Raw genomic sequence first — 25,627 nt, 5'->3', positions numbered from 1 at the left:
TTGTAGTGATTATCTTTTAACTATAATACGTCAGGCTCAGGCTGATTCGCCGGGAAGAGTGTCTACGGCTTGGCGTAAAGACATATCGAATGAAGTGCTGCTAGAACTCTCATACACCTTGTCAAATGTCACAAACTTAGTTTGTGTAAAATAATGTATCAGGAAATTATGTGATTTGAGTCATATTGTATTATGATGATGTCTTATACCAGAGATAAAGAAAGAAATGGAGAGCAATAAGCCTATATGACAATGCACCGCTTAGCGAAATTAACAATCGCGCATATCAACGACACACATTCACACTTTGAACCTTCTTCGATATCACTCAGTTTGCCCGAACAAGTACTGGACGCGGAGACGTCGGTTTATGCAAGCTGTGGTGGGTTCTCCCGCGTGTCGTCAGCGGTTAAGGATGTCAAAATGCAGGCACACCTGAAAGGGCGTGAGTTTATGTTTGTCCATGCAGGCGATTGCTTTCAGGGCACATTGTTTTTCTCACTCTATAAAGGTTTGGCGAATGCAAAATTGCTCAATGCAATTGGTGTCGAAGCCATGGCGTTGGGTAATCATGAGCTGGACATGGGCAATGGCGTTGTTGCTGATTTCATGGATCAGGCTAATTTTCCTCTGTTGGTAGCCAACTGGGACTTGGCGGATGAAAACCAGTCCAAGTCTAATCCGCTCCGTAGCAAGAACAATGTTTACGCATTCGATAACACCAATGATCATGGCCGCTATATCGTTAAAGATGTTGAAGGTGAACCGGTCGCGATTTTTGGGTTGGCCATTGAGAATATGGCGGGTATTGCCAACCCTGATCCTGACACATATTTCCTCAATGTTGTGAGCGTTGCTGAGAAAACTATTTCGGCTATCAGACAGCAAGGGATCAACAAAATTGTTTTGCTAAGCCATCTTGGCTATGACCGGGATCTCGAGTTAGCCTCTCAGGTTGATGGAATTGGTGCAATTATCGGCGGACATACCCACACAATGCAGGGCGACTTTTCCAATATCGGTTACGGTGTCACTGACTCCTATGCGAAAATGGTAAACGGTACCTGTGTGGTACAGGCTGGATGCAATGCATTGGCACTGGGGCAGCTTGAACTCGATTTTAATCCGGATGGTACTGTCGCCAGTGCTAGCGGGGCAAACCAGCTCTTGTTGGGAAGACAATTTACTGTGGATGCAACGCGAAGTGAGCACCTTGACGAAAGTAGCCATGATGCGGTCAAACAGTATCTGAAGGCACAAGCAAATGTTCGCTTTTGTGCCAAAGACCCGTTTATAGAGAATATCCTCAACACAGACTACCGTCCTGATGTACGTCAGCTTCAAACACAGCATATTGCAGAAGCGGTGGAGCCTTTACGCCATGTCAGGATCCCCGATCATAAAGGCGGAAGCCAGATAGCACCGCTGGTGGTTGATAGCTTTGTCTGGAAGGGGCGGCAGCTGGGTCATGACGTTGATTTTGCTATTCACAATGCTGGTGGGGTTAGAGCCTCGCTTAACCCTGGTCCAATTACGTCGGCTGATATTGCCGGTAAATTGCTTCCTTTCGCGATTGAACTAATGGTCTATCAGGTGAAAGGTAGGCAGATCAGGGCTGCCTTGGAAGGGGCGATTAACAATGCCATTGATAATGGTGTTGAGGGAACAGGGAGTGGCAGCTTCCCTTATACATCACATTTGCGCTTCACCTATCGTTGTTGTTCGTCACCTGGTTTGCGAATCGAAAGCTTGCAAACGTTCAAGGATGGAATCTGGAACGATATTGATGATGAGACGGTTTATACCTCGGTTTCTTCTGGTTATACGGCCACGGGTAAAGAAGGCTATAGTGCGTTGCTGGACTGCGTTTCTGAACCAGTGACACTCAACGTAACGATGGCAGATGCTTTTTCAACGTATGCAAAAGAAATGGGGGCGTTGGCTGCACCGACAGAAACGCTGATCTCCTATATTCCATGCGAATGCTCTCAGGTTGTCGCCTGATTAGATAAGTCACCAAAATGAATCAATACACCTTTTATAGGCCGTTGCTAAACCAACCAAGGGTTAGCAAGGCGGTGATAATTCTCCGGACGTAGAATTATCGCCATAGACGACGGGGTTTGTTTGGACAAACTTCATAACGTTCCGTGGCGCAGAGCAAATAACGAAACAGTCAGCTGATTGACTGATATAGGCGATGCCATGAAAAAACTGACAAATAAAACTTGGACAAAAACTCAACTGCTTAGTGACGTTGTCACTAATAAAAATATTGTCGTTAAGGGCAATCACAGTTATTACAGTGATTATTGGGACGATGGTTTTGAACAATCCGTGGTTCGTTACCTGCTCGGTGATGAGCTAACCCGTGATGCGCCCACACGATGGGAAGTCGATAAACTCTATATCGGTGACTATGTGTGTATCGCGGCAGAAGTTGTCATTTTGATGGGAGGAAACCATAACCACCGGGTTGATTGGTTTTCGCTCTACCCGTTTATGGATCATATTGAAGAATCCTATATCGGTAAAGGTGATACCCATATAGGTGATGGTTGCTGGATTGGTATGCGGGCAATGATTATGCCTGGCGTTACAATAGGTGAGGGAGCGGTGATAGCCGCCAATAGTGTCGTTACCAAGAACGTTGAGCCCTATAGTATTGTTGGAGGCAATCCGGCAAAGCATATACGCTATCGTTTTTCCCGTGAGGTGATAGATAAATTGGTAGAATTTGATATCTACAGTTGGCCTGAAGATAAGTTCGACTCCCTGAAACCATATTTATGCAGCTCTGATTTGACCGCCCTTGAAAGGGCAATCAAAGACTATGAACAAGAGTAAAGTCTCAGAATCTTAACGTAATAACTGCATCGAAATTGCGCTTTATTGCCGTTAAATGTCGTCAAAATATTGTAATTTGAGCATCTGGAGTGCCATTTAAATGGCACTCCTTTTTTTATTTATTCAGGAGGGGAATATATTTGGGAGCAAGTTAAAAATAATTCAGCTAATTAATAGAAAGATGCAAAAAAAAACTAAAGACTTAAAAGCCTATGACGATAAAAGGTAGTCAGGTAAGTAATTGTGGAGATGTGGTATGAGTCGTGATTGGGTCGATGTGGCAATGGTAACTGGGTGGATTTCAGCTTGGTCTGTGTTGATTTATTTTATCCCAGCAGCTGGCGTTTAACACTATTTGGATATACCTACTGTGAATATAATGAATGCGTTGATCGGTAAAAAGCCGCGCTTGGTCGCGGCTTTTTAGTCTCATTTCTCACTTATCAAGCGGTAATAGCCTCTGGCTGTTCAGAATTAGCGACTTCCTTTGCTAGTCGATAAGCGGCTAAATCTTCGATTGTCAGTACAGGCATATCAAACTTCTCACCAAACTTAATTACTTCTGGCAGGCGGGCCATTGTGCCATCTGGATTAGTGAGCTCACAAAGTACACCGTAAGGCTTCAAGCCTGAAAGCCTCATCAAATCAATAGTTGCTTCGGTATGACCACGACGCGCCAGTACACCTTCAGGATTTGCTTTAAGTGGGAATACATGACCAGGGCGGCTTAAATCGGCAGGTTTTGCTCCGTCTGCAATTGCCGCTTTAATCGTCGTTACACGATCGGCTGCAGATACGCCTGTAGTTACACCATGGGCCGCTTCGATAGTGACGGTGAATCCAGTCTGGTTTGCACTGGTATTGTTTTCAACCATCATTGGTAGTTCAAGCTGCTCGACGCGCTCTTCAGTCAGGCACAGGCAAACAATGCCTGAACATTCACGGATCATAATTGCCATTTGTTCTGCGGTAAGTGTTTCAGCAGAGAAAATGATGTCTCCTTCGTTTTCACGATCTTCATCGTCAACAACAAGAACACCGCGACCGTTGCGGATTGCATCAAGACCAGCTTCAACACGCTCGAACGGCGTACCAAAAGGGGATAGTAGTGACTGATTCATGGTAAAAGTACTCCAAATAAAAAAGATACCAGAATCAGGGCGTGAAAAGTCAGCGTTTTAGCCAATGCTAAAATAGCTTTACAGAAAGGTATAACAAAGCCAACTTGCATCGGCATTTGTATTGTAAAAGCCTATGGCCAAGGGCCATCACCGATTCTCTTTCATCCGGACTATAACCGTCGGCTCTGGATTGATACTTATAGTAAGTACTGGACCAGATCTGCTGACCTTAAAAGGTTGGTTGCGTAACAAACCTTTTAAGCGCTCGCGGGCTTTTCAAATGGCAGACTCTGCTGTTTGAACTACCGCCGGTGGGGAATTTCGCCCCGCCCTGAGAATTCGAAGAAATCTTATGGAAATCAACCGATACAAGCAAGAGAAAGTGTCGATTTTGGCGCATAAGTTTGAACTGGATGGCTCGCTGAGTGATTTGTCATCAGAGTTCGCGCGGATTTCAACCAGCTTCCTTGGTCGTTAGATATCAGCATTGGAGGACGCTGATGTTTTGAGTACAGTACTTTTTCTTAGATAGCGATTGAGCCACTTGACGAGCATAGGTAAACAATAGGTAGGTAGTTGAATTGCCCCCATCAGGATCAAAAAATCGGGCCCCAGGTAGCTGCCTGCAACGGTAAATGTAAGCAGTACATTACGATTAGCTGAGGTAATCGCTGCCAGTAATCCTTCATTGATACCAGCCCTGGCGTAGGCTACATAACCTGCAAGAAAGTATAAGGCGCAAATAGCTAGTCCAATAAAGAAGAAAACGATACCTGCTGAATATGACTGATCGAATACTTCCCTAAAAGGGCCAATCAGGCCAAATGGAAAAGCCAACACTAATAAGATAGTTACCTGGGATAGTTTTGCATGTACCCGGCTGAGCAGGTTACGAGGAACAACACGGTAACACACTGCAGAAAATAGCATTGGGCCAAAAATGAATATAACCAAACGCTGAAGGTAGCTTTGCATATCCAGTGAAAAGCTACTGTCCTGAAAAAGCAATAAGTTCACATAGAGCACAACAGGCATTAGCAGTGTCGAAGAGATGGTTATGGCCATTGCTTTTAGGGGCTCAAGGCCCACAGAGCGGGCTATGGCAGGCGTGGCAAATAGTGAGCCTGTGGCAGCGACAGCTGATATAGCAAGCGTTAGTGAGGCGCTGGCGCCAGCAAGAAGGGCTATAGAACAGCTTACGAGTGAGAGGAACACGGAATGAAAGCCGGCATATAGCCACACAGAGCGCAGTGCCAGCATTTTGATTAATTCGCGCTGTTGCATGCCAAGCAATGTAAAGAGCATTAAGCAAAATAAAATATAGGGAAGGTAGGGAAATACGGCTGCGGAAGCTGATGGAAATGCGAACCCGCATACAGCTGCAATGATAAGTAATAGAGACGAATGACGTGATAGGAAGCTCAGCATAAATTTTATTTTCTTATGACATGTTGCATTATTGTTATACAAAAAGTAAGCCGAATGCAAGCTTATGCTAAACAAGCAATTGAATGGTGTTTTTGCGGGTATTTATGCATAAAACCTGCAGCTTTAGACTAGGCTTTTTTTGCCCTTTTAACTGCAACTTAACACATTAGGAAAACTAATCCTGATATGGAAATATTGTCATTTTTGGAAGGAAAAATAAGCAGTTAAGATTACCTCAGTTCAAAAATACAACAAAAGAGAGGCAATCATGGCACAGGCACTGAATTTTGACACCATCGCAACCCCAGCCGCAATGGACAAAAAAGCCTATGCGGTTAACATCAAAGGATTGATTGCACACGCATTGGATATCTTGTTTGGTGGTAAAAAAACGCCTAAGCAATATAATGTTTCTGATTTACCTGCGCACCTGCAAAAAGACATCGGTCTGTACCGATAGCAGCAAGTCAGAACCAAAGGACATCAAAGAAACGCCGGCTTTTGCCGGCGTTTTTGTCTTCTTTAATTAATCTTATCTGAATTGTTGCAATCTTGTTTCTGTGGGCGGCATTTTTATTGAACTTTTTTGCCATATTTTAATCTTGGTTTAATTATTTTTTTCAAGAATATGGCATTATGGTCCCGTATGTGTATAAGCCACGGAGATGAATTTAGTGGGTTTTTTCTCAAAACTGTTTGGGTTAGATAAAGAAAGCAAGGTTTCTGAGGTGGAGCCTGTAGAATACGAAGGCTATCTGATCTATCCAGAGCCTATTGCTGAAGGCGGGCAATTCCGTATAGCAGGCCGGATCTGCAAGCAAATTGATGGAGAGATGAAAACTCATACATTTATTCGCTCAGATTTACTTGCATCAAAGCAAGATGCTGAAGAGTTTATGTTGAACAAAGCGAAGATGTTCATCGATCAAACTGGCGACAGCATGTTTCAGTGAGAATTCTATTCAAAAGAAGCCAGTACCTGCCACTGGCTTTTTTTGTTTTTGTCTGGGCAGGTGGTGCTACTGGGAAGTAGTAAGTTTTGCGCAACTTCATCAGGGATAGATAGGCTTAAGTTATGCCAATTAAGCTTTCAAGGCGTATCTTCTTCTGGTGAGTTTTAAACAAGTATTCTGCACAATCAGAGTGCTGTTTTGGACGATTAGATGGTTAAACTCGGTAAGCATGGCGATTTATGCAGCTTTTCGTGCGTATTTTGTTAATTTTATTCGTGGTTTGACCTCTGTCCAGGTGTTATAAACGTTCTTTTATTTCTGTTAGAAGGTAACATTCGTTGTAAATAACAACGTATATGTTGGAAAGTTTTGTATTATTCCTACAAAGTACTTGATATTACTGAGTGGGTTGGATACAAAATCGTTACTTCTTTGCCAATGTTCAGGGAATAATAATGCAAATTGGTGTGCCAAAAGAAATACTCGCCAATGAAACGCGAGTGGCTGCGACACCTAAAACGGTTGATCAGCTTATAAAAATGGGGTTCAGCGTTGCGATTGAGCAAAACGCTGGTATACACGCAAGTTTCGACAATGCAGCTTATGAAGCTGCGGGTGCGACAGTCGTTTCAACTGAGGAAGTATGGCAGTCAGATCTTATTCTGAAAGTTAATGCACCGCAGGTAAACGATGAAACTGGCGTTGACGAATTTGACTTGATTAAAGAAGGCGCAAGCCTTGTCAGCTTCATTTGGCCGGCTCAGAATCCTGAGTTGCTCGAAAAGCTATCAGGCAAAAACATCAACGTAATGGCAATGGACTCAGTGCCTCGTATTTCTCGTGCTCAGGCACTTGATGCCTTGAGTTCGATGGCTAACATTGCCGGTTATCGCGCTGTTGTTGAGTCAGCTCACGAGTTTGGACGTTTCTTTACGGGCCAAATTACTGCAGCTGGTAAAGTACCGCCTGCCAAAGTACTTGTTGCGGGTGCTGGTGTTGCCGGTCTTGCTGCTATCGGTGCTGCTGGTAGCCTGGGTGCTATCGTTCGTGCCTTTGACGTTCGTCCTGAAGTTAAAGAGCAGGTTGAATCCATGGGAGCCGAATTCCTTGAAGTCGACTACAAGGAAGACACCAGCACTGGTGATGGCTATGCAAAAGAAATGTCTGATGAGTTCAACAAAGCTGCCGAGCGTCTATACGCAGAGCAGGCCAAAGACGTTGATATCATCATTACAACCGCATTGATCCCTGGCCGTCCGGCACCGGAATTGATCACCAAAGAGATGGTTGATTCAATGAAGTCGGGCAGTGTTATCGTTGACCTTGCGGCAGCAAACGGTGGTAACTGTGCTTACACCGAGGCTGACAAGGTTATTACTACCGAGAACGGCGTTAAGATCATTGGTTACACTGATATGGTTGGTCGTCTGCCTACGCAGTCTTCTCAGCTGTACGGTACAAACCTGGTTAACCTGCTTAAACTTCTTTGTAAAGAAAAAGACGGTAATATCGACATCAACTTCGACGACGAAGTGTTACGCGGTCTTACTGTTATCAAAGAAGGTGAAGTAACTTGGCCTGCGCCACCTATCAAGGTATCTGCTCAGCCACAACAGCCAGTTCAGGAAGTTGCTGCGCCAGAAGAGGTGAAAGAAGAGCCTGCTTCTCCGGCGAAGAAATACGGACTGATGGCTGCTGGTATTGCAGCATTTGGTTGGATCGCAAATTACGCGCCTGCTGAATTCCTTTCTCACTTTACGGTATTCGTACTGGCATGTGTTGTGGGTTACTACGTTGTATGGAACGTAACGCACGCACTGCATACACCGCTAATGTCTGTTACCAATGCAATTTCCGGCATCATCATCGTTGGTGCTTTATTGCAGATCGGTCAAGGTATCGGTTTGGTCACTCTCTTAGCATTTATTGCCGTACTCATTGCAAGTATCAACATATTCGGTGGCTTCTTCGTCACCAAGCGGATGCTTGAAATGTTCCGTAAAGACAAATAAGGAGTAACACATGTCTGCAGGAATCGTACAAGCAGCATATATTGTTGCTGCGGTACTTTTTATCATGTCTCTTGCGGGTCTATCCAAGCAAGAAACCGCACGCGCCGGTAACTATTACGGTATTGCGGGTATGGCTATTGCGCTGATTGCCACTATTTTCGGTCCTGAAGCACAGGGAACTGGTTGGATTATTCTGGCGATGGTAATTGGTGGAGCTATTGGTATCCGTCTGGCGCAGAAAGTTGAAATGACTGAAATGCCAGAACTGGTTGCTATTCTTCACAGCTTTGTAGGTCTGGCTGCTGTTCTTGTTGGCTTTAACACTTACATTGACCATGGTGACCTAACTGGTGCGCTATTGAACATTCACCTTGTTGAAGTGTTCCTTGGTGTATTCATCGGTGCGGTAACCTTTACCGGTTCGATTGTAGCGTTCGGTAAGCTGCGTGGCATTATTGACTCTAAGTCTCTGATGCTTCCACACCGTCACAAGCTAAACCTGGCTGCGATTGTAGTTTCAGTTCTTCTGATGTTCTACTTCGTGAGTGTAGAAGGTTCAACGTTCGCGCTTATCCTTGTTACCTTGATTGCATTTGCGTTCGGTTATCACCTGGTTGCTTCAATCGGTGGTGCGGATATGCCTGTTGTTGTTTCAATGCTTAACTCCTACTCAGGTTGGGCAGCGGCAGCAGCTGGTTTCATGCTGGCGAACGACCTGCTAATCGTAACAGGTGCTCTGGTTGGTTCTTCTGGTGCAATCCTTTCTTACATCATGTGTAAGGCGATGAACCGTTCGTTCATCAGCGTTATTGCCGGTGGTTTCGGTACCGAAGTTGTTGAGTCAGCAGATCAAGATTACGGCGAGCACCGCGAAGCGTCGGCTGAAGAAGTCGCTGAAATGCTGTGTGATGCGAAGTCTGTTGTGATCACTCCTGGATACGGTATGGCCGTTGCCCAGGCACAGTATCCAGTACATGAGATCACTGACAAGCTACGCAAGAAAGGTGTTAATGTGCGTTTCGGTATTCACCCAGTAGCGGGTCGTCTGCCTGGCCACATGAACGTACTGCTTGCTGAAGCGAAAGTACCTTATGACGTCGTTCTTGAAATGGATGAGATTAACGATGATCTGTCCGAGACGGATGTTGTACTGGTAATCGGCGCGAACGATACAGTGAACCCAGCGGCGATGGAAGACCCGAACAGCCCAATCGCAGGTATGCCTGTATTAGAAGTTTGGAATGCCAAGCACGTTATTGTCTTTAAACGTTCAATGAACCCTGGTTATGCTGGTGTACAAAATCCATTGTTCTTTAAAGAAAACTCTCAGATGCTATTTGGTGATGCAAAAGATTCTTGTAACAAGATTCTTGAACATATCTAATATTTGTATATTGAGATAGATAATAATGGGAGCCTTTGGGGCTCCCATTTTTTTTGAATAATTTCTGCCTGAAATAACAATCACTTTAATAGCACGAAAGTGCTTGTTTCATAACTGTCTTAAACTAATGACAATTTTCTGACAATAGGGGGTCATTGAGTGATACACTTTGCTTATGAAAAAGTATGTCTTATTAATTTTGCTATTTGTTTCAGGGCCTAGCCTGGCTTCAGTTGAGAATTTACCCGATCGACTTAGCGCGGTGCGCTCAGAGCTACTTAATAGTGAGCCTTTAGCGACATACGATTTTCGTCAGCTTCAAAGCCGCTTCCCAAACTCGTTGTTATTACCTTCTAGTTTGTTACCTCAATCGGCAGCATACCCACTCAAATCACTGAAAAGGCTTTATACCAACGCAATTACTTGCAAAGGTCCCTGGCCTGTCAGTCCTCTGGTTACTCAACCTGTCGTTTTCACCAGAGCCATTTGTAACAATACAGTATTGCCAAAGGGGTGGTTTGTACGCTCTGGTTATATTCATCCTGGTGGTGGAAGCTATGCTGACCGGTATCTGGAAAAGCACCCTGATTCAGCAGAGCAGCTTGATGGTTTTTTGCATATTCAGGAAAGGAAACTGGCCCCAACGAATACTATTCTTGGCCGTTTGCAGCGCATGAGCAGCAATGAAATTCAGGTATTTATCGCTGGGGCAGAGACCTTTATCTCTAACGGCGAACTCTGGATTAGGAATGGCAATGAGTACCATATTTATGACCAGCCAACATGGTCTTTTGCGCTTGATAAATATGATATTACATTTAGCCGATTGAACCAGACTGACTTTTGTTTGGTTAAAAGCGGCAACCTATGTTGGCAGGAGGTGGATAAATCTCATCTGACATTTTATTTGTTGGTTGGTCTACTTGTTGCCAATGTTGCCTTATTGATTGGCTGGGGAGCATATCGATTGCGCATTCGTCGTCGTGCCATGCAGGAAAGGATGCTGGTATTGCAAATACTGACTCATGAGCTCAGAACGCCGATCGCCAGCTTGGCGCTGACTGTCGAAGGGTTTAGACGTCACTTTGATGCTTTGCCCGAAAGTCTATATGATGAGTTCAGGCGTTTGACGGAAGACTCAAGACGATTACGACAGCTTGCCGAAGCCAGTAAGGACTATTTACAGGCTAATCAGCAGGAGCTGAGTGTTCAGCAGGTAGATTCATTCAACGAATGGATTGAATACCTAAGTGAACCTTATGAGGATGTGTCCCTGGTATTGGATGAAGACAGATCCGTAAACGTGAATATTTATTGGCTGGGCACATGTATTGATAATTTGTTATCTAATGCTCAGAAATATGGCACCGCGCCAGTTACATTAACTTCATCGTTCCGTGACGGAAAACTGATTGTAAGGGTTAAAGACAATGGACCGCTTGGTTCTCGAGACTGGGCAAGATTAAGGAAGCCCTTTGTAAGTGAAAAAGGCTTGGGGCTTGGCCTTACAATCGTTGAATCGATGATTCGTAGAATGGGAGGGCGCATGAAGCTTGAAGGCCCTCCTACAACATTTATTTTGGAGATACCGTGTGAATCGAACTCTGCTTCTGGTTGAAGATGACCGCAACCTTGCCGATGGTTTACTCGAAGCCTTAAAAGACGCTGGCTATGAATGCCTGTACGCCGATTGCGCGACAAAGGTTGCTGATTTATGGCCAAATGCTGATTTGGTCGTGTTGGATCGCCAGTTACCGGAAGGTGACTCGCTGGATTATTTAAATGACTGGCTCTTGATTAAGCATGTGCCGGTTATTCTGCTTACTGCAATGGTATCAGTGTCAGACAAAGTTGTCGGGTTGGATTCTGGAGCGAAAGATTATTTGACCAAACCGTTCGCAGAAGAAGAACTGTTGGCAAGAATACGTTTACACCTGCGTACTGCCAGTACGAGTACAGAAGAGGTGCCTGTTGCCAATGTAATCTCTGTTGGTGATATAGATATTGACCTTGATAGCCGAGAGGTTAGGCAGGGCAGTGACGTTATTGTTTTGACTCGTACTGAGTTTGAGCTTTTGGTATTCCTGGCAAAGAACTCTGGTCGTGTGTTCACCCGTGACGAGCTTCTTGACCAAGTTTGGGGCTACAATCATTACCCAACAACACGTACTGTTGATACGCATATCCTGCAGCTACGCCAGAAGCTGGCTGGTATCGAAATCGAAACACTGCGTGGGGTAGGTTATCGGATGAAATCGTCGTAGTGAAGAGTAAGATTTCATATACCTGTTCACTGTTTATTCTACACTCGGTGCTAGCTGTACCGAGTGTGGCTGCAAACTGGTTTACAGGGCAAGATGCATACACTGTTGCCCATCAAAGGCTGCTTGAAGGTAAGACGTCTGATAGTTTTGACAGCATGGTTCAGGCGTGGCAGCAGGATCCAAATCAGGATCAACGAAGCAATCTCAATGCGTTATTCAAACTGGCAGTCACGGAAGACTGCGGACGAAGCCTGGCTCAGAAGGTGCTACCGCCGTGGATACCTAATCTATCGATTGAGCGTGAAGTTATTCGGAATCTTAATCAAACTATGCTTAAGTTATCGATAGCGGGAGTCACTCAATCGAATATTGCTGAAGTTAAACTGACTAAGTGGCCAAATCAAAACATCATCGCCAGTACACCTAACGTAGAAGAAGGTGGTTATTTTTCTGTCGAGACCCGTCGGCTTGAGAAACCAATCAGTGCCGGTTTGTATCAATTAACTATTAATACTGACGGTGAAGATAGCTTCAATCATTGGATATTGCTGACCGAACCTACAGCGAAGCAACGAATTGGCTGGAAGGACAGTAAAAATTGGCGTATCGAGCAAGGTCGATTACCGGATCCCGCTTGTCCGTCAGCTGTACTTTCGATGAGTCTGTATGATCTGAATGACACTACGTGGACTCCGCTCTGGACCGAAGATGTTGATGGTCGGCTGCCGACAACATTACCCAAAATTGATGTACCGGATGGACGTTATTGGCTAAGTGTCGGGTTAATTGAAAGCCGCTGGCAAGGTGATATCTCTATTTTGGATATACAAACTATTACACGTCCTGTCGACTACCCTGGGTTGTAATCTCTTAGTTATGACTAACTCTCTGTTTTATCAATAATCACCCTAAAATCGGTAAACCTGCTCAACAGAAGGGCATTTTATTTATAAACATGTATTTTAATTGTACCTTTTAAGGTGTATTATCAATGCATGTTTAGATGTGGGTTAGGTTTACCTATGATGCAGATCCTCGATAGCGAGAAAGAACAACGAATAATCCCCGTTTTTCGCTTAGCTTTTCGTCCTTTTTTTCTTGGAGCTAGTGCATTTTCAGTGATTTCAATGCTGCTGTGGGCTCTATTTTGGTCTGGGAGTGCTGATCTCAGTGCGTTGATGTATGGCAATCCGTTGTGGTGGCATAGCCATGAGATGTTATTTGGCTTTACCGGTGCCGTCATTATCGGCTTCTTGCTAACTGCCGTTCAAAACTGGACCGGTAACCCCGGTGTTCGTGGTTGGAAACTGGCTTCAATATTCATGCTTTGGTTGCTTGCCCGCATTGGTCTTTTAATCGGAACGCCAAGCACAGTAATTATGATTCTTGATCTGCTTTGGATGCCTTTGGCTGCTTATTTTCTCGCAAAGCCGATTGTTATACGCAAGCAATGGAACAACCTGTTTTTCGCCCCTCTAATATTGCTGTTAACGTATCTTAACGCTCGCTTTCATATGTTGGCGCTTGGTGTTGGTGAAGCCGATCTTCGCTCAGTATCCTTCATGTCACTGATTGTGATTTCGGTAATAGTGCTCGTTGTTGGGGGCAGGGTCATTCCGTTCTTTACATGGCGAGGGACAAATACCGAGCAGATCACCCGTGTTAAGTGGATTGAACTAGGGGCCTTGATACCAAGCTGGCTGCTGCTTGCAAACGTACTGCTGCCAGTACCTGCGACATTGAGTGAGTTCACTTTACCTCTGCTGTTAGCAGCAACAGGAATCTTTAACCTGATTCGTTTTGTGCGCTGGCGTACAGTCTCGACGCTAAAAAATCCGCTGCTGTGGCTGTTGCACTTTGCCTATATGTTTATGATTCTTGGGATGCTTCTACTTGCTGTTCACTTCCAAGCGGGAGATATTAGTTACAGTGTAGCGCTTCATTTCATTACTGTTGGTGGTATTGGGTGTATGATTCTGGCAATGATTGCGCGTGTTTCTCTCGGCCATACCGGAAGAAGTTTGCAGATCAATCGTGTCATGGTAGCGGCTTTTGTAACAATTATGGCATCGGCACTGATTCGAACTTTAGTCGTCATGCTATTCCCAACATTGATGCTTGATGGGTATATTTTGTCAGCGATTCTGTGGGCAATTGCCTTTGCAATTTTCACCGTTGTGTATTATCCGATTTTAACCAAGCCTCGATTGGATGGACGTCCGGGATAAATAGGTGACAAGCACCTAGATTATCCCTAGAATAACGCTCCCTTTATATCGATAAGAATGAACCGCTATGTTTAACAACGTGCCGACATTGACTCACGAACAACAGCAAAAGGCTGCAGAAAAGATACATGAACTGATGGCTCAGGGTATCAGCAGTGGAGAGGCAATTATGATTGTTGCCAATGAAATTCGTGAAGCTGACGCGAAAAAGAAAGCGGCACAGAGTGAAACAGACTCATAGCTTATCGCTTTAAGTTAATTCATTTATGAAAATAGGCACCTTTGGGTGCCTATTTTTTCATCAAACTGTGCGATAAATCTCAAGAGCTATATCTACCCTTAGCAAACAGACTGATGCTGAAATAGAATAATTAAGTTAGCTTTTATAAGGACTTTTGCACAGGGGGCAGGATGAACAACCGTTACCTGAAAGCTCGTACACTTGCTCGCGCTAAACATAAAGATCAAATGTACGGTGCTGTTCCTTATTATATCCATCTCGATGCGGTTTCACGGTTAGCTAGTCCATTTGGTACAGATGCGATGATAGTCGCCCAGTTACATGATGTTATTGAAGATACTCCAACGAGTATTGATGAACTGGCGGCTGATTTTGGCTACCTGGTCGCTGATGCTGTTGGTTATATGAGTGACGGTAAGCTTGAAGACAGAGCGGCTAGAAAAGCAGATATAAATTTTCGCTTAGGTGCTCTGGATGTCGACGAAGAGGCGGCCAGGATTGCTTTAATTGTTAAAGCATGTGACCGCCTTGCAAATGTCAGAGCAAGCTCAAAAAGTACCGAGAAATACTTTCATTTATACCAACAAGAACACCCGGATTTTAAGCAAGCGGTTTATCGAAAAGGCCTATGCGAGGCTATCTGGTGGGAATTGGATAACTTACTCAAGTATTCGGAAGCATCGTAACAAGGAATTATATAGCGCGACAATAGCACAACATAAAAAGGGGCCAAGGCCCCTTTTATGTTTATTCGCTTATAGACGTTTAATTATTCTTCGTCGTAAATGGTAGGAATTGGCTGACGCTTATGTTGCGTAGCCTGGTAGATTTCAACCAAACGTTCTGCAACTTCAGTCTCAACCGGCTTTCCTTCCAGGAAGTCATCAATTTGATCGTAAGTTACCAGTAGTGCATGCTCATCGGGTTTCTGCGGCGCAAGCTCTTCCAGATCAGCTGTCGGTACTTTCTTCACAAGAAGTTCAGGAGCACCCAGTGCAGCAGCAAGTTGACGTACCTGACGTTTGTTCAAGCCAAATAGAGGGGCAAGATCGCAAGCACCATCACCAAACTTGGTATAAAAGCCGGTAATATTTTCCGCTGAATGATCAGTACCCAGAACCATACCTCCGACAAGGCCAGCCACTTCATACTGGGCAATCATACGGGCACGTGCCTTTACATTGCCTTTTACAAAGTCGACTTTGTTGTGGCATGAAGGCAGAAGCTCCGTACCTTCCAATGCCTCGAGGGTTCTGGCATGGGTACCGTCAACACCGTCTTTGATGTTTATACTGATGGAGTGGGTTGGTTGAATAAATGAAAGAGCCAGCTGTGCTTCGTCTTCGTCGTGTTGTTCACCGTAAGGTAGACGAACTGCAATAAATTGATAATCTTGCGTGTTGGTTTCGTCATTCAGTCTGTTGATTGCAAGCTGAGCCAATCGGCCACAAAGTGTGGAATCGATACCGCCACTGATCCCAAGAACCAGAGACTTGCAGTTTGCCTGCTTGAGTTTATGCTGAATAAAACCGACACGGCGTTGAATTTCGAAATCGACATCAATTTCTGGCAGGACACGCATCTCTGCGCGAATAAGCTGTTCCATAGTGAATGAATCCTCAGGGCGTTGCCCAGTTTCTAATCATTTAGCTCAACCGAATGCAAAAAAATTCAGGTTTGCATTAAATCTTTACCAAAATCATGCGATAACTCTAAGACAGGATCAATCCTGAACTCACAATAAATCCAAATTAATGATAAATCGGTATAAAAAAGGGGCATTCTAGTCATGACAGCATCAATTGCCGTGTTTGGTAGCGCATTTAATCCGCCCAGTCTGGGGCATAAATCTGTGCTAGAAAGGCTGCAGCGTTTCGACCGCGTATTACTGTTGCCAAGCTATGCGCATGCGTGGGGAAAAGTGATGATCGACTATGATGCCCGTTGTGAATTGGTTGATGCTTTTATCGGTGATCTCAACCTGCCTAACCTTGAGCTATCACGTTTGGAGCAAGAGATGGCTGTCGGTAACGAGCCTATAACGACCTATGCAGTACTCAGCAAGTTGCAGCAGCAAACTCCAGATGCAGAGCTTACTTTTGTGATTGGTCCGGATAACTTTCTTAATTTTGCGAAGTTTTACAATTGTCAGGAAATTGTCAAAAAATGGCAAATCCTGGCATGTCCGGAGACGGTTAGCATACGAAGCACAAATTTACGTGATAATATTGTCAATAAGCGTTCCATCTCACACTTAACGACTCCAACAGTGGCTAGAATGCTTGATGACCGAACGCGTTATTGCTTTCACGAGACCAGCACCAAGGATCAATGACAAGCAATAACGATATCGGGTGACCTTGTTTTTTCACCATGGTATCGGAAGGCTTGTTTTGAGCAGTTGTAAGATAAGATCATATATCTATGCTTTCATAGCCAGTTCAATAAGCGCTTACGCTTGGGCTATGCCTTGTGAACAATTTACAGCAAGTCAGCTAGCTGGTATGACGGTCGAAGAGCAAAAAACCTTTTCGACGTCTTGCAGCGTTATTGATGATTCACCGCCAGATTATTATGTTCCTGCCGAGCGTCAACAAACTCAGCAAGCATGGAAGTCGGAGTCAAAGACTGAAAGTGATTTCTGGGATGACTGGAAAGGCAGCAATGGCTCGCCAGTAGTGTCGTCCAAATCAAAGTCTAATTCACAATTTTTCGGCCTTGGTGTCTGGATCCCGGCCAAATACGAAGATCCCGATATTGAGACGATGAGAGACGCCGAAGAGTGGATTAAAAACCACGGATTACAAATGAGCTTTGGCGTGGGTGGGGAAGACGGTCGTTCAACGCGCGTCAGGGTCGACTATCGTTGGCATGGCGAAAACCTTGATGATATTTCCCTGCAAGTAGAGATCCCTTTTCAGTAGCCATATACACCATAGGTCACCGTATCAAATGTACTGTTTCAATTTTAAAAGCGACGTTGTCACGTCGCTTTTTCTATTTCGTTCCAGCCTATTCTGTTGATTAGTCGAGTTCTAGTCCAAGAATCGGTTTTGCTAGTGCGGCAATCGTGTCCTTTGGTGTCTTCAGTGTATCCGAAATTTGCTCAAGCTTACGGCCTGAACGGGATAGTTTAAGCGCCTCGCGCATTACTATACATGCTTCAAGCTCACTGCTTGAGAAGCCGATGATTTCCGAAATGGCCGCCAGTGCTGGTTTATCCGTTACCTTGTCACCTTTTAGCAACTGATTGAGCTGGACATTATAGTCATTTCGCAAGGCAGGACAGAGTGAGTTTGATTTAACTTTTAACTTAGCAACTTGATCAGCTATTACACGCAATAGGTTGCCAGCTGGGCCGTCAAGGCTATCAGTTGACTGCGTTTTGAATTCTTGGCGCAATTCGGCAAGTAGTGCCGTTAAAAGCTTACTGACAGAGAAAAAGCCAGCTTCTCTACATACCGGTGTTGTTAAACGGGCAGAAAACTCGACTTTGTCATATTGAGTTCCCGGTAGAACGGTAAGTGCATGTAGGCAGTCAAAAGGGATCCAGAAGCCGGCACCTTTCGTGATTAAGAATTCTTGCTTACCTAGTCGGACAAGCGCAGAGCCTTCCTGAACAACAATCATATAAGAAGTATGACTTTTGCGACGTGAGCCAACGTGTAGGAAGTTTTGAATGTTGTGTGAAAATTCTATAGCCTGTTTCATAGTAAGTCTCTAGCAAAAAAGCACGCACATATTGTTCTGTTTTAAGCAAACCGTCAATAATTGGCATGGATTAGTCCGTGATTTGATGCATTATTAGTAAGAATTGCTACGCTAACAACAGACACCATCGCTTAAAATACGGTAATGTGTTTGAAATCTATCCATATTTATGTGGTATGACCTCCAACCAGGCAGGTAGTTGCGTCATGTCATTGGGCAAACTGATAAATCTGCGTAAAATGTCGCGGTTTTTATTTTATATGAAGCATAACTGTGCAAACTGATAACGATATATATAAAGAGATCCGTCCGTATAACGATGACGAAGTAAGTGAGGCAATTGAACGCCTTGTTAACGATAAGGAATTCATTTCTGCAATCCTAAATTATCGTTTTCCCCAACTATCAGGCGTACTTGGCTGGTTATTGATCCCGTTGATCAAACGCTTCCTGATTAAAAAATGGTCTAGCGTAAAGACAGTAGAAGACGTTCAGTTCCAGGTCGCCAAATATATGAACGCTACCATTGATCACTCATGTGACGGTGTCACAAATAGTGGTATGGAGAAGCTTGACCCGAATCAGTCTTACCTGTTTATTTCAAACCATCGCGATATTGCCATGGATCCTGCGATGGTTAACTGGTGTCTATATAAGCAGAACTTTAAAACAGTTCGCATCGCTATCGGCGACAACCTGCTTAAGAAACCTTGTGCGACAGAATTAATGCGCCTGAACAAAAGCTTCATTGTAAAGCGTTCCGCGAAAGGACCGCGCGAAATGATGAAGGCACTTGGTCAGCTTTCAAGTTACATTTCTCACTCTCTTGAAACTGGCAATTCTATCTGGATTGCTCAGAAAGAGGGTCGAGCCAAAGATGGAAACGATAAAACGGATCCGGCGATTCTGAAGATGTTTTTCATGGAAGGACGCAAGCGCAAGCAGTCTTTCAATGAATTTATCGCGGGGCTGAATATTGTTCCGGTCGCCATCTCCTACGAAAACGATCCGTGTGATGTGGCTAAAGCAAAAGAGCTTTACGAGAAAGCAACGTCTGGTAGCTACGAGAAAGGCGAGCTCGAGGATATAGAAAGTATTATCCAGGGTATCGTGGGTCAAAAGCGCCGCATTCATGTTAGCTTTGGCGATGTGATCAAGGCACCGTTTGAAACACCAGAAGAACTGGCTGAAGAAGTTGATCGACAGATCACCGAGAACTATCACTTGTTTCCGGCGAACTATATTGCAGCAGACCAGACGCATGAGTCTGTTACAGATGCAGAGAAAACACGATTCTCTGAGAAGCTATCTGATTTGCCAGCAGGTGTAGTCGATATCTTGAAGAAGATGTACGCATTTCCTGCACTGAAAAAACAGCAATAAGATGTCTGGCAGCAGGTATTAACTACCTGCTGCCAAGTTTAATATTTAGGATCGGGAGTAGCACTCAAGGTTCTTACTATCGCTTTAGGAGACAACACTTCAACCCGCCGGTTTTTTCTTTTGTCTGCCTCTGATGAACCCTTCGCAATCTTTTCACTAAATCCCGCAGCGACTATCTGGATTCTTTCCTCTTCAACCCCAAAAACAGATGAAATATAGATGGCGACACTAAACGCACGCTCATAGGAAAGAACAATGTTTTCTTCTTCGTTGCCACTGTCATCACTGTGTCCAACCACGACAATGAAACTGTCAGGATGTTGCCTGAGCCTGACTGCTATAGCATCAAGATCACGTTGGTTGGTTGCATCAAGCTCGTAGCTGTCTTTATCAAAATACACAGTCTGACGCATTTCGGGCAGTTCAGTTAGCAGGATCTTAGCGCTTGGCACTACAGAGGATGGAGATGTTGATTGTTGTACCTGGCTATTAGTGACGGCGTCACTTCCATTTCCGCAACCAGTCAGCAATAAGCCGCTCAGTAAGTACGGAATCAATGAATAGCATTGTTTTCTCTTGCACGACATTAGGCAACCTAAAGCAGTAAAGCACTACTTTAGGTTTAGAACATCTCTCTAGAATCACAACTACAGAATTGAGAAGGAATTTGCCTGTCTAGCGTTTAATAGCGGGGTTGGGGGTGCGGTAAGGCGGAACTGCCATACTTTCAGACATGAAATCTATAAATGAACGAACCTTAGGCGCGAGATATTTGCGTCGTGGGTACACAGCATAAATCGGCAGTTCTACGTCAGCTTTCCACTCAGGTAGTAGTTCAACAAGTCTACCAGTCTCGAGTTCATCATTAATTAAGTAGGTAGCCAGGTAGGCAATGCCCAATCCAGACAGTGCTGCATCGAGAACTGCCGGCGCGTTATCGATACGATAAGTGCCTCTTGCTCGAATTGATTGTCTTACACCATCGCGTGTGAATTCCCAGTTAACGTATTTTCGTTCACGGCTCTGGTAGGTAATGCAGTTATGCTTACGCAATTCACTTGGTGATGATGGCGTGCCATTTTGTTTCAGATAGTCTGGCGATGCAACGACAACAAACTTACAGTCGGCTAGCTTACGTGCCACCATACCTTCTGGCGGGTGTTCATGAATTGCAACCCAGCAGTCAAAGCCTTCTTCAAGCAGGTTAGGGCGGTGGTCAAATAAACTGACTTCAAGCTCTAGGTCTGGATGGGATTTTTGGAACTCGGCCAGTGCCGATGTAATGTTGGCATTGCCAAATGACTGCGCAATACCGACGCGAAGCACGCCTTTAATCTCATTACGGTAACCAGCAACCATTGCTTCAGCTTCACTGACTGTATCCAGCAGTTGCTGGCCGTACTCTGAATACTGCAAACCTATATCTGTTAGTGCTACGGCGCGAGTACTACGTTGTACTAACTGACAGCCTAATCGTTCTTCAAGAAAGCGAATCTGCTTACTGACTTGTGATTTCGAGATGCCAAGACGCTCTGCTGCACGAGTGAAGTTTTGTTCGTGACCAACAGTAGCGAGGATAACCATTTGTTGAAGATTTTCTAGCATAGGGGAGAACCATAAAGAGACAACATTAAAAGTATACCATTGATTACAAACCGGTAAATAATCTAGGTCATGGTCTGTGACAATGTCACAGTGAAATTTATTGCCTCCACACGCTCTCTCCACAAGATATCTCTGCAATAAGAAGAAGATCTCGCTCTCAAGCCTAAGATCTTCTAGATATTAATAAAATCAGCCCATACAGAATAATCGTTTGTTTGCTCTGAGTAGTAGTCACTTACTGATAGTAGGTTAGTGGATATTTACTTTATATAATTCAGTATCTTACAACATAGTTTTTGTGTGTGAACAATGCCAACTCTGATTTTGTAACTAAATTACACCAGCCACTGCCGATCAGTTTATTATTCTGATCTTCAAGGATCTTTGATTGAGCGAGCATAACCATTAATCAAATCGATGTACATCATCAAATTGAACGATTTTATTAATTTAATGTGGTTGACTATGATGAAGCCTCATTAGGAGGTTGTATGTTTAAAGTGTTATGGCGATTCTTTGTTTTGGGCTTATACAGTTTTGGGGGGCCTGCCGCTCATATCGGTTATTTCCAGCGGGAGTTCGTTCAGAATAGAAAATGGCTGAGTGATCAGGACTTCACTCACGCAGTCGCTTTGTGTCAGTTTTTGCCTGGCCCGGCAAGTAGCCAACTTGGTATGTATATCGGTTATAAGAAGGCGGGATATCTTGGTGCTGCTTCGGCGTTCATCGGGTTTACCTTTCCATCTTTTTTACTGCTGACGTTATTGGCTATTGGTAACCAGCAGTACAATGATGTCGTTATTATCGACACTGTTATACTGGCTGCGAAGCTATTGGCTGTTGTTGTGGTCGCAGATGCGTTTTGGGGAATGGCCAAGAAGAATCTGACTGGTAAGTTGACCTTCAGCGTCGCCTGTTTGACGGCGATAGGAGTCTATTTCAGTACTGGATTGATAGGGCAGATCTTTCCTATTCTCTTAGCTGCTACACTTGGCTTTTTACTTTCATTTAAAGACGGAGCCACTCAGTCAGACTCGAGTGAGAATACGCTTATTAGGCCAAACGTGTTTATACTGGGTTTCTTTGCTCTGTTGCTTGTCGGTATGCCGATGCTCGCAGGGCAGTTTGAACTGTTTGGTTTGTTTAATATCTTCTATCAGGCAGGGAGCTTCGTTTTTGGTGGTGGGCACGTAGTACTGCCGCTGTTGGAACCAATGCTTGATGGGATGGTCAGCCAGGATACGTTTCTGAGTGCCTATGCCTCTGCGCAGCTTGTACCTGGCCCTATGTTTACTATGGCGAGTTATCTCGGTGCATCTGCATTTGCCGATAGTCCAGTATTAGGCAGCCTGGTTGCAACCATTGCTGTTTTCCTACCAGGAAGTCTATTGCTATTTGCTTTCCTGCCTGCTTGGAGTGCTTTAGTTAACCACAGTCGGTTGAAGTCATCGATTATGCTTGTTAACGCCAGCGTTGTAGGCTTGTTGGCTAGTGCATTTGTTAAGCCAGTGCTGCTGACATCAATAGGAACGGTTTTTGATGTTTTTGCTGTCGTCGTGGGTTACCTTCTATTGAAGTATCGAAACTGTCCGGTCTGGCTACTGATCATCTTGTTCGCCGGGTACAAATTTATCATTTAAGACAAGATTCGAAATAGCAGCCTTTTGGCTGCTATTTTTCTTACCTCTAACGCACTATAACTTTATGGCTTGTATCCCAATATAATATCCATACATCATTCACCTAATAAATATAAACACTACGAAAGTAAGCTTAACAAGTGAAATATACCGAGAGATTTTGTTGATTAAGCTAATGTTAAGTCAGTCCTGCTAGTGTTTTGGTATTACATACACACTTGAACACAACAAATGACGATAAAAAGAAAGGTTCGACCAAATCTTACCAATTATGATGTACTTGAGCTCATTCAAGAAGAACTTCGTCAATCAGAGAAACGTATTGTCAGAAAGGTGATTATTGCTGTCTCAGCTGGGGTTTTAATGGTTTTGCTATTCATAGTTATCACCATTAGCACGCAAGGCAAAACAGTACGAGATTATGCTGCAGAAGCCATGAAGAAAGCCTTCGAAGCTGAGCGGGCAGTACACATTATTGATGAGGCTGCCGGCACCAATTTTCTAGACCAATCCAAGAGCGGCGCCAACTAAGAAGCTAAATACGAAGTTAACTACGAAACTAGGCATGAAGTCAGGTATATATTCGGGGCTCTAGGATGGAGTCCTTGGTTACATCTGTACTACCAATGAATGGTTCTTTATCAATAGCTCAGGCTTTGCCGTTTTTAGCATCGACTGTTTTGTATCTTCTTCATCGAGTCGATAAACGGGTTGGGTCAGAATCAATTGGCCAACCATTTCAACAACTGAGGACAGTAACTGTTTGCTGGCAAAGCTTGTTAATTCGTCAGGTGTTAACTCAAGCGATTCGACCTCAAGATCATTCAAGAAAATAGCGCCTTCATCCTGGTCATAATACGGCACAGCACTAAAGCTGACATCTATGGCTACCTCTTGTTGTCGTTGACCCGATATCATGAGTTTTGCCTGAGATTTGGCGTCAAGACTTACTCGATCATCAGCCACCCGTCCTATACCAACTTTTATGTCACTGAACTTAACATTGGCGTAGGCTAAACCTTTTATTCCGACAGTCCGCTCAAAAGCAGCACGACTATCAAGATAATCTTGAATCTCTGCCTCAGTTACGCTGTAACTTGCACAGGATGACAATGCGAAAGTAATGAGTAAGGCGACTAGTTTCTTCACTGCTGACCTTCTAAGTTTCACTCAAACATTCTTTAAGTATCAGCAATCTATTGGTTGTCTGCCACTTCAGGCGCGAGAAACACTAAAAACAGTATTTAAATTCGTCTTTATACAGTTTATCCAGTTGTTTACGGTACTTCACTGCTTGTTTATTAGTGTATTTCTGCCGCATTTTACTGTGTATTTTTTCAATCTTGGCACGTGTCTTGAAGCATTTTTCATGCTTTTCGCTGTTCGCGGCAACATATGAGGCGCTAGATAGCAGAGTTATGCTAAGTGTCGCACTGACTAATTTCCTAATCATCGATGTACCTGGTTAATTGATTGTTAGCAGCAGTATATGGGAATTACAGTTGCATGATTGCTTAAGTGGTAATGATTTGGAGTTTGAGCTCAGTTTTAGTTAGCAAGCTACAGCATAATTACTCACTGTTAGAGGGGGGGAGCATGATGAGTGTTCAGTTAGGCTGAACACTCATCATAGGGGCGTTAAGCGATTTCAGAGAAGAGTAGTTCAAGATCATAGTTGTTACGTTTTAATGTATTTTTCAGCTTATTCAAGGAGCTTACCTGCAGCTGTCGAATACGCTCTCTGGTTAAACCCACTTCATCTGCTACCTGTTGTAATGTCTGCACTTCATGGCCTAGCAGGCCAAAACGACGACAAATGATTTCTCGATCCCGCTCATTGAGACAGTCCAACATCGATATTGCCAAGTTTCGTATATCCTGCTTGTTGATAACGGTATCGGGTTGGGTTGATGTGTTGTCGGCAATAAATGCAGAAATTGTCTGTGAGTTGCTGTCTTCTGTGATTGCCTGGTCAATAGATACAACAGGAGCATCAAGCGCTAATACGCTTGAGACATCATCGACACTTCGTTCAAGCTTCTCAGCAATCTCTTCATGGCTTGGCTCTTGGTTGGAGCTTTTCATTAACTGCTTATAAGTTCGTAGAATCGTATTTATTTCCTTAGAGACATGCACAGGAAGACGAATCGTACGGGCTTGATTGTGTATAGAGCGTTCAATGGTCTGTTTAATCCACCATGTCGCATAAGTTGAAAATCGGAATCCGCGCTCCGGATCGAATTTTTCAACGGCAGTAATTAAACCGATATTTCCTTCATCGATTAGATCACTTAATAACATGCCGCTACCACGGTATTTCTTCGCAATACTCACAACAAGACGAAGATTACTTTCAATCATCGTAGCTTTTGCATACTCATCGCCTAAAAGGCTCTTACGGCTATATTGAATTTCATCATGTTTAGATAACAGTGGCTTCTGCGCTATATCCTGTAGATATAGGTGTATGACATCTGTTTCAAATCCATGTACATCTTGCGGTCTGATATCCATACCATTTCCCTCAATAAATTGTACAACAATATTTTTATACTTATTTTCCTATACACAACCACAGTAACATACACATGTTGCATATTCTATTCGATAACACCTCAAATATTGCAAATAGGTATAACCATTTGTTATTTAGAAGAGGTAGGGCAATGGATCATGAATTTCATTTTAAGAAATGATTTAATGCTGTGTCTTGATAAGGAGTGAAATATTAGTTCAACAATATTAAAGGCTTATAGTTAAATTGAGGTGAGAGAGGACAGCTATATAGATATATATTACGCATGATTAAT

Annotated in this window: 26 protein-coding genes and 1 riboswitch; of the genes, 18 read left to right on the top strand and 8 right to left on the bottom strand. The window is 43.9% G+C overall.

The features are described 5' to 3' along the window. Nucleotides 1–246: 246 nt before the first annotated feature. Both BIT28_RS24340 and BIT28_RS24335 read left to right on the top strand, forming a co-directional pair. On the top strand, nucleotides 247–2,004 hold the full coding sequence (locus BIT28_RS24340; RefSeq protein WP_075767533.1) for a bifunctional metallophosphatase/5'-nucleotidase: 1,758 nt from the start codon (nucleotides 247–249) through the stop codon (nucleotides 2,002–2,004). Nucleotides 2,005–2,205: 201 nt separating this feature from the next. Then, on the top strand, nucleotides 2,206–2,847 hold the full coding sequence (locus BIT28_RS24335; RefSeq protein ID WP_425439653.1) for a CatB-related O-acetyltransferase: 642 nt from the start codon (nucleotides 2,206–2,208) through the stop codon (nucleotides 2,845–2,847). A gap of 443 nt (nucleotides 2,848–3,290) precedes the next feature. Here the strand turns inward: BIT28_RS24335 and ribB are convergent, their stop codons facing one another. After that, nucleotides 3,291–3,968, bottom strand: coding sequence for a 3,4-dihydroxy-2-butanone-4-phosphate synthase (gene ribB / locus BIT28_RS24330; RefSeq protein ID WP_075767532.1), 678 nt, complete (start codon nucleotides 3,966–3,968; stop codon nucleotides 3,291–3,293). Between the two features lie 149 nt (nucleotides 3,969–4,117). Continuing rightward, nucleotides 4,118–4,311: riboswitch (FMN riboswitch) on the bottom strand. Between the two features lie 9 nt (nucleotides 4,312–4,320). On the opposite strand from ribB, the gene BIT28_RS30235 reads away from it, so the two are divergent. After that, a complete protein-coding gene (locus BIT28_RS30235; protein ID WP_281251588.1) occupies nucleotides 4,321–4,446 on the top strand; it encodes a hypothetical protein in 126 nt (41 codons plus the stop codon). On the opposite strand, the gene BIT28_RS24325 is transcribed toward BIT28_RS30235, so the two are convergent. Further along, nucleotides 4,443–5,252, bottom strand: coding sequence for a hypothetical protein (locus tag BIT28_RS24325; protein WP_342743792.1), 810 nt, complete (start codon nucleotides 5,250–5,252; stop codon nucleotides 4,443–4,445). The two genes, BIT28_RS30235 and BIT28_RS24325, sit on opposite strands and share 4 nt — an antisense overlap. Before the next feature lie 412 nt (nucleotides 5,253–5,664). On the opposite strand from BIT28_RS24325, the gene BIT28_RS24320 reads away from it, so the two are divergent. The 10 genes from BIT28_RS24320 to BIT28_RS24275 all read left to right on the top strand — a co-directional run bounded on the left by BIT28_RS24320 (nucleotide 5,665) and on the right by BIT28_RS24275 (nucleotide 15,164). Then, a complete protein-coding gene (locus tag BIT28_RS24320; protein ID WP_075767530.1) occupies nucleotides 5,665–5,856 on the top strand; it encodes a hypothetical protein in 192 nt (63 codons plus the stop codon). A 214-nt stretch (nucleotides 5,857–6,070) separates the two neighbouring features. Beyond that, nucleotides 6,071–6,349 carry an HlyU family transcriptional regulator gene (locus BIT28_RS24315; protein ID WP_075767529.1) on the top strand — a complete coding sequence of 93 codons (279 nt, stop codon included), beginning with the start codon at nucleotides 6,071–6,073 and terminating at the stop codon, nucleotides 6,347–6,349. A 455-nt stretch (nucleotides 6,350–6,804) separates the two neighbouring features. Beyond that, nucleotides 6,805–8,361 (top strand): Re/Si-specific NAD(P)(+) transhydrogenase subunit alpha, encoded by a 1,557-nt coding sequence (gene pntA, locus BIT28_RS24310; protein WP_075767528.1) that lies wholly within the window; start codon nucleotides 6,805–6,807, stop codon nucleotides 8,359–8,361. Nucleotides 8,362–8,371: 10 nt separating this feature from the next. Next, nucleotides 8,372–9,745, top strand: a complete 1,374-nt coding sequence (gene pntB / locus BIT28_RS24305; protein ID WP_075767527.1) for a Re/Si-specific NAD(P)(+) transhydrogenase subunit beta — start codon at nucleotides 8,372–8,374, stop codon at nucleotides 9,743–9,745. A gap of 175 nt (nucleotides 9,746–9,920) precedes the next feature. Then, entirely contained in the window at nucleotides 9,921–11,363 is a 1,443-nt protein-coding gene (gene vxrA / locus BIT28_RS24300; RefSeq protein WP_075767526.1) for a sensor histidine kinase VxrA, read from the top strand. After that, nucleotides 11,338–12,009 carry a response regulator transcription factor gene (locus BIT28_RS24295; protein WP_075767525.1) on the top strand — a complete coding sequence of 224 codons (672 nt, stop codon included), beginning with the start codon at nucleotides 11,338–11,340 and terminating at the stop codon, nucleotides 12,007–12,009. The genes vxrA and BIT28_RS24295 overlap by 26 nt, the downstream gene beginning before the upstream one ends. After that, a complete protein-coding gene (locus BIT28_RS24290; RefSeq protein WP_083652119.1) occupies nucleotides 12,009–12,875 on the top strand; it encodes a DUF2861 family protein in 867 nt (288 codons plus the stop codon). The genes BIT28_RS24295 and BIT28_RS24290 overlap by 1 nt, the downstream gene beginning before the upstream one ends. Nucleotides 12,876–13,031: 156 nt before the next feature. After that, nucleotides 13,032–14,237 (top strand): NnrS family protein, encoded by a 1,206-nt coding sequence (locus BIT28_RS24285; protein ID WP_175577603.1) that lies wholly within the window; start codon nucleotides 13,032–13,034, stop codon nucleotides 14,235–14,237. A 67-nt stretch (nucleotides 14,238–14,304) separates the two neighbouring features. After that, entirely contained in the window at nucleotides 14,305–14,478 is a 174-nt protein-coding gene (locus BIT28_RS24280; RefSeq protein ID WP_075767524.1) for a YoaH family protein, read from the top strand. Between the two features lie 170 nt (nucleotides 14,479–14,648). Then, the gene (locus BIT28_RS24275; protein WP_075767523.1) at nucleotides 14,649–15,164 is read left to right on the top strand and encodes an HD domain-containing protein; all 516 of its coding nucleotides are present in this window, start codon (nucleotides 14,649–14,651) and stop codon (nucleotides 15,162–15,164) included. 83 nt (nucleotides 15,165–15,247) lie between these two features. Here BIT28_RS24275 and nadE read toward each other — a convergent pair whose 3' ends face one another. Continuing rightward, nucleotides 15,248–16,084 carry an ammonia-dependent NAD(+) synthetase gene (nadE, locus tag BIT28_RS24270; protein ID WP_075767522.1) on the bottom strand — a complete coding sequence of 279 codons (837 nt, stop codon included), beginning with the start codon at nucleotides 16,082–16,084 and terminating at the stop codon, nucleotides 15,248–15,250. A gap of 183 nt (nucleotides 16,085–16,267) precedes the next feature. On the opposite strand from nadE, the gene BIT28_RS24265 reads away from it, so the two are divergent. Together BIT28_RS24265 and BIT28_RS24260 are read left to right on the top strand one after the other, a co-directional pair. Then, nucleotides 16,268–16,813 carry a nicotinate-nicotinamide nucleotide adenylyltransferase gene (locus BIT28_RS24265; RefSeq protein ID WP_075767521.1) on the top strand — a complete coding sequence of 182 codons (546 nt, stop codon included), beginning with the start codon at nucleotides 16,268–16,270 and terminating at the stop codon, nucleotides 16,811–16,813. Nucleotides 16,814–16,943: 130 nt separating this feature from the next. Then, nucleotides 16,944–17,402 carry a hypothetical protein gene (locus BIT28_RS24260; protein ID WP_139310516.1) on the top strand — a complete coding sequence of 153 codons (459 nt, stop codon included), beginning with the start codon at nucleotides 16,944–16,946 and terminating at the stop codon, nucleotides 17,400–17,402. 100 nt (nucleotides 17,403–17,502) lie between these two features. Here BIT28_RS24260 and BIT28_RS24255 read toward each other — a convergent pair whose 3' ends face one another. Continuing rightward, nucleotides 17,503–18,189 (bottom strand): AraC family ligand binding domain-containing protein, encoded by a 687-nt coding sequence (locus tag BIT28_RS24255; protein ID WP_075767519.1) that lies wholly within the window; start codon nucleotides 18,187–18,189, stop codon nucleotides 17,503–17,505. 273 nt (nucleotides 18,190–18,462) lie between these two features. Here BIT28_RS24255 and BIT28_RS24250 point away from each other — a divergent pair, with 273 nt between their 5' ends. Then, the gene (locus tag BIT28_RS24250; protein ID WP_075767518.1) at nucleotides 18,463–19,572 is read left to right on the top strand and encodes a 1-acyl-sn-glycerol-3-phosphate acyltransferase; all 1,110 of its coding nucleotides are present in this window, start codon (nucleotides 18,463–18,465) and stop codon (nucleotides 19,570–19,572) included. 38 nt (nucleotides 19,573–19,610) lie between these two features. Here BIT28_RS24250 and BIT28_RS24245 read toward each other — a convergent pair whose 3' ends face one another. Then, nucleotides 19,611–20,159 (bottom strand): OmpA family protein, encoded by a 549-nt coding sequence (locus BIT28_RS24245; protein WP_083652117.1) that lies wholly within the window; start codon nucleotides 20,157–20,159, stop codon nucleotides 19,611–19,613. A gap of 88 nt (nucleotides 20,160–20,247) precedes the next feature. Then, the gene (locus BIT28_RS24240; protein WP_075767516.1) at nucleotides 20,248–21,177 is read right to left on the bottom strand and encodes a LysR family transcriptional regulator; all 930 of its coding nucleotides are present in this window, start codon (nucleotides 21,175–21,177) and stop codon (nucleotides 20,248–20,250) included. 491 nt (nucleotides 21,178–21,668) lie between these two features. On the opposite strand from BIT28_RS24240, the gene chrA reads away from it, so the two are divergent. Together chrA and BIT28_RS24230 are read left to right on the top strand one after the other, a co-directional pair. Continuing rightward, on the top strand, nucleotides 21,669–22,817 hold the full coding sequence (chrA, locus tag BIT28_RS24235; RefSeq protein WP_075767515.1) for a chromate efflux transporter: 1,149 nt from the start codon (nucleotides 21,669–21,671) through the stop codon (nucleotides 22,815–22,817). Nucleotides 22,818–23,048: 231 nt separating this feature from the next. Then, nucleotides 23,049–23,348 (top strand): hypothetical protein, encoded by a 300-nt coding sequence (locus BIT28_RS24230; protein WP_075767514.1) that lies wholly within the window; start codon nucleotides 23,049–23,051, stop codon nucleotides 23,346–23,348. 78 nt (nucleotides 23,349–23,426) lie between these two features. Here the strand turns inward: BIT28_RS24230 and BIT28_RS24225 are convergent, their stop codons facing one another. Together BIT28_RS24225 and rpoS are read right to left on the bottom strand one after the other, a co-directional pair. Beyond that, nucleotides 23,427–23,966, bottom strand: coding sequence for a YceB family lipoprotein (locus BIT28_RS24225; protein WP_075767635.1), 540 nt, complete (start codon nucleotides 23,964–23,966; stop codon nucleotides 23,427–23,429). Nucleotides 23,967–24,455: 489 nt separating this feature from the next. Next, complete coding sequence (gene rpoS / locus BIT28_RS24215; RefSeq protein ID WP_075767512.1) at nucleotides 24,456–25,331, bottom strand: RNA polymerase sigma factor RpoS; 876 nt, start codon at nucleotides 25,329–25,331, stop codon at nucleotides 24,456–24,458. Nucleotides 25,332–25,627 lie beyond the last annotated feature (296 nt).

The organism is Photobacterium proteolyticum (assembly GCF_001939735.1).
Classification (GTDB): domain Bacteria; phylum Pseudomonadota; class Gammaproteobacteria; order Enterobacterales; family Vibrionaceae; genus Photobacterium; species Photobacterium proteolyticum.
The sequence above is the reverse complement of the archived record's forward strand: the minus strand, read 5'-3'. Positions and strand labels throughout refer to the sequence as shown.

Excerpts from the sequence above, each read along its gene's own strand:
- BIT28_RS24340 (WP_075767533.1), top strand. The coding sequence starts at position 247 with ATGACAATGCACCGCTTAGCGAAATTAACAATCGCGCATATCAACGAC.
- BIT28_RS24335 (WP_425439653.1), top strand. The coding sequence starts at position 2,206 with ATGAAAAAACTGACAAATAAAACTTGGACAAAAACTCAACTGCTTAGT.
- ribB (WP_075767532.1), bottom strand. The coding sequence starts at position 3,968 with ATGAATCAGTCACTACTATCCCCTTTTGGTACGCCGTTCGAGCGTGTT.
- BIT28_RS30235 (WP_281251588.1), top strand. The coding sequence starts at position 4,321 with ATGGAAATCAACCGATACAAGCAAGAGAAAGTGTCGATTTTGGCGCAT.
- BIT28_RS24325 (WP_342743792.1), bottom strand. The coding sequence starts at position 5,252 with ATGCAACAGCGCGAATTAATCAAAATGCTGGCACTGCGCTCTGTGTGG.
- BIT28_RS24320 (WP_075767530.1), top strand. The coding sequence starts at position 5,665 with ATGGCACAGGCACTGAATTTTGACACCATCGCAACCCCAGCCGCAATG.
- pntA (WP_075767528.1), top strand. The coding sequence starts at position 6,805 with ATGCAAATTGGTGTGCCAAAAGAAATACTCGCCAATGAAACGCGAGTG.
- pntB (WP_075767527.1), top strand. The coding sequence starts at position 8,372 with ATGTCTGCAGGAATCGTACAAGCAGCATATATTGTTGCTGCGGTACTT.
- vxrA (WP_075767526.1), top strand. The coding sequence starts at position 9,921 with ATGAAAAAGTATGTCTTATTAATTTTGCTATTTGTTTCAGGGCCTAGC.
- BIT28_RS24285 (WP_175577603.1), top strand. The coding sequence starts at position 13,032 with ATGATGCAGATCCTCGATAGCGAGAAAGAACAACGAATAATCCCCGTT.
- BIT28_RS24280 (WP_075767524.1), top strand. The coding sequence starts at position 14,305 with ATGTTTAACAACGTGCCGACATTGACTCACGAACAACAGCAAAAGGCT.
- BIT28_RS24275 (WP_075767523.1), top strand. The coding sequence starts at position 14,649 with ATGAACAACCGTTACCTGAAAGCTCGTACACTTGCTCGCGCTAAACAT.
- nadE (WP_075767522.1), bottom strand. The coding sequence starts at position 16,084 with ATGGAACAGCTTATTCGCGCAGAGATGCGTGTCCTGCCAGAAATTGAT.
- BIT28_RS24265 (WP_075767521.1), top strand. The coding sequence starts at position 16,268 with ATGACAGCATCAATTGCCGTGTTTGGTAGCGCATTTAATCCGCCCAGT.
- BIT28_RS24260 (WP_139310516.1), top strand. The coding sequence starts at position 16,944 with ATGCCTTGTGAACAATTTACAGCAAGTCAGCTAGCTGGTATGACGGTC.
- BIT28_RS24255 (WP_075767519.1), bottom strand. The coding sequence starts at position 18,189 with ATGAAACAGGCTATAGAATTTTCACACAACATTCAAAACTTCCTACAC.
- BIT28_RS24245 (WP_083652117.1), bottom strand. The coding sequence starts at position 20,159 with ATGTCGTGCAAGAGAAAACAATGCTATTCATTGATTCCGTACTTACTG.
- BIT28_RS24240 (WP_075767516.1), bottom strand. The coding sequence starts at position 21,177 with ATGCTAGAAAATCTTCAACAAATGGTTATCCTCGCTACTGTTGGTCAC.
- chrA (WP_075767515.1), top strand. The coding sequence starts at position 21,669 with ATGTTTAAAGTGTTATGGCGATTCTTTGTTTTGGGCTTATACAGTTTT.
- BIT28_RS24230 (WP_075767514.1), top strand. The coding sequence starts at position 23,049 with ATGACGATAAAAAGAAAGGTTCGACCAAATCTTACCAATTATGATGTA.
- rpoS (WP_075767512.1), bottom strand. The coding sequence starts at position 25,331 with ATGGATATCAGACCGCAAGATGTACATGGATTTGAAACAGATGTCATA.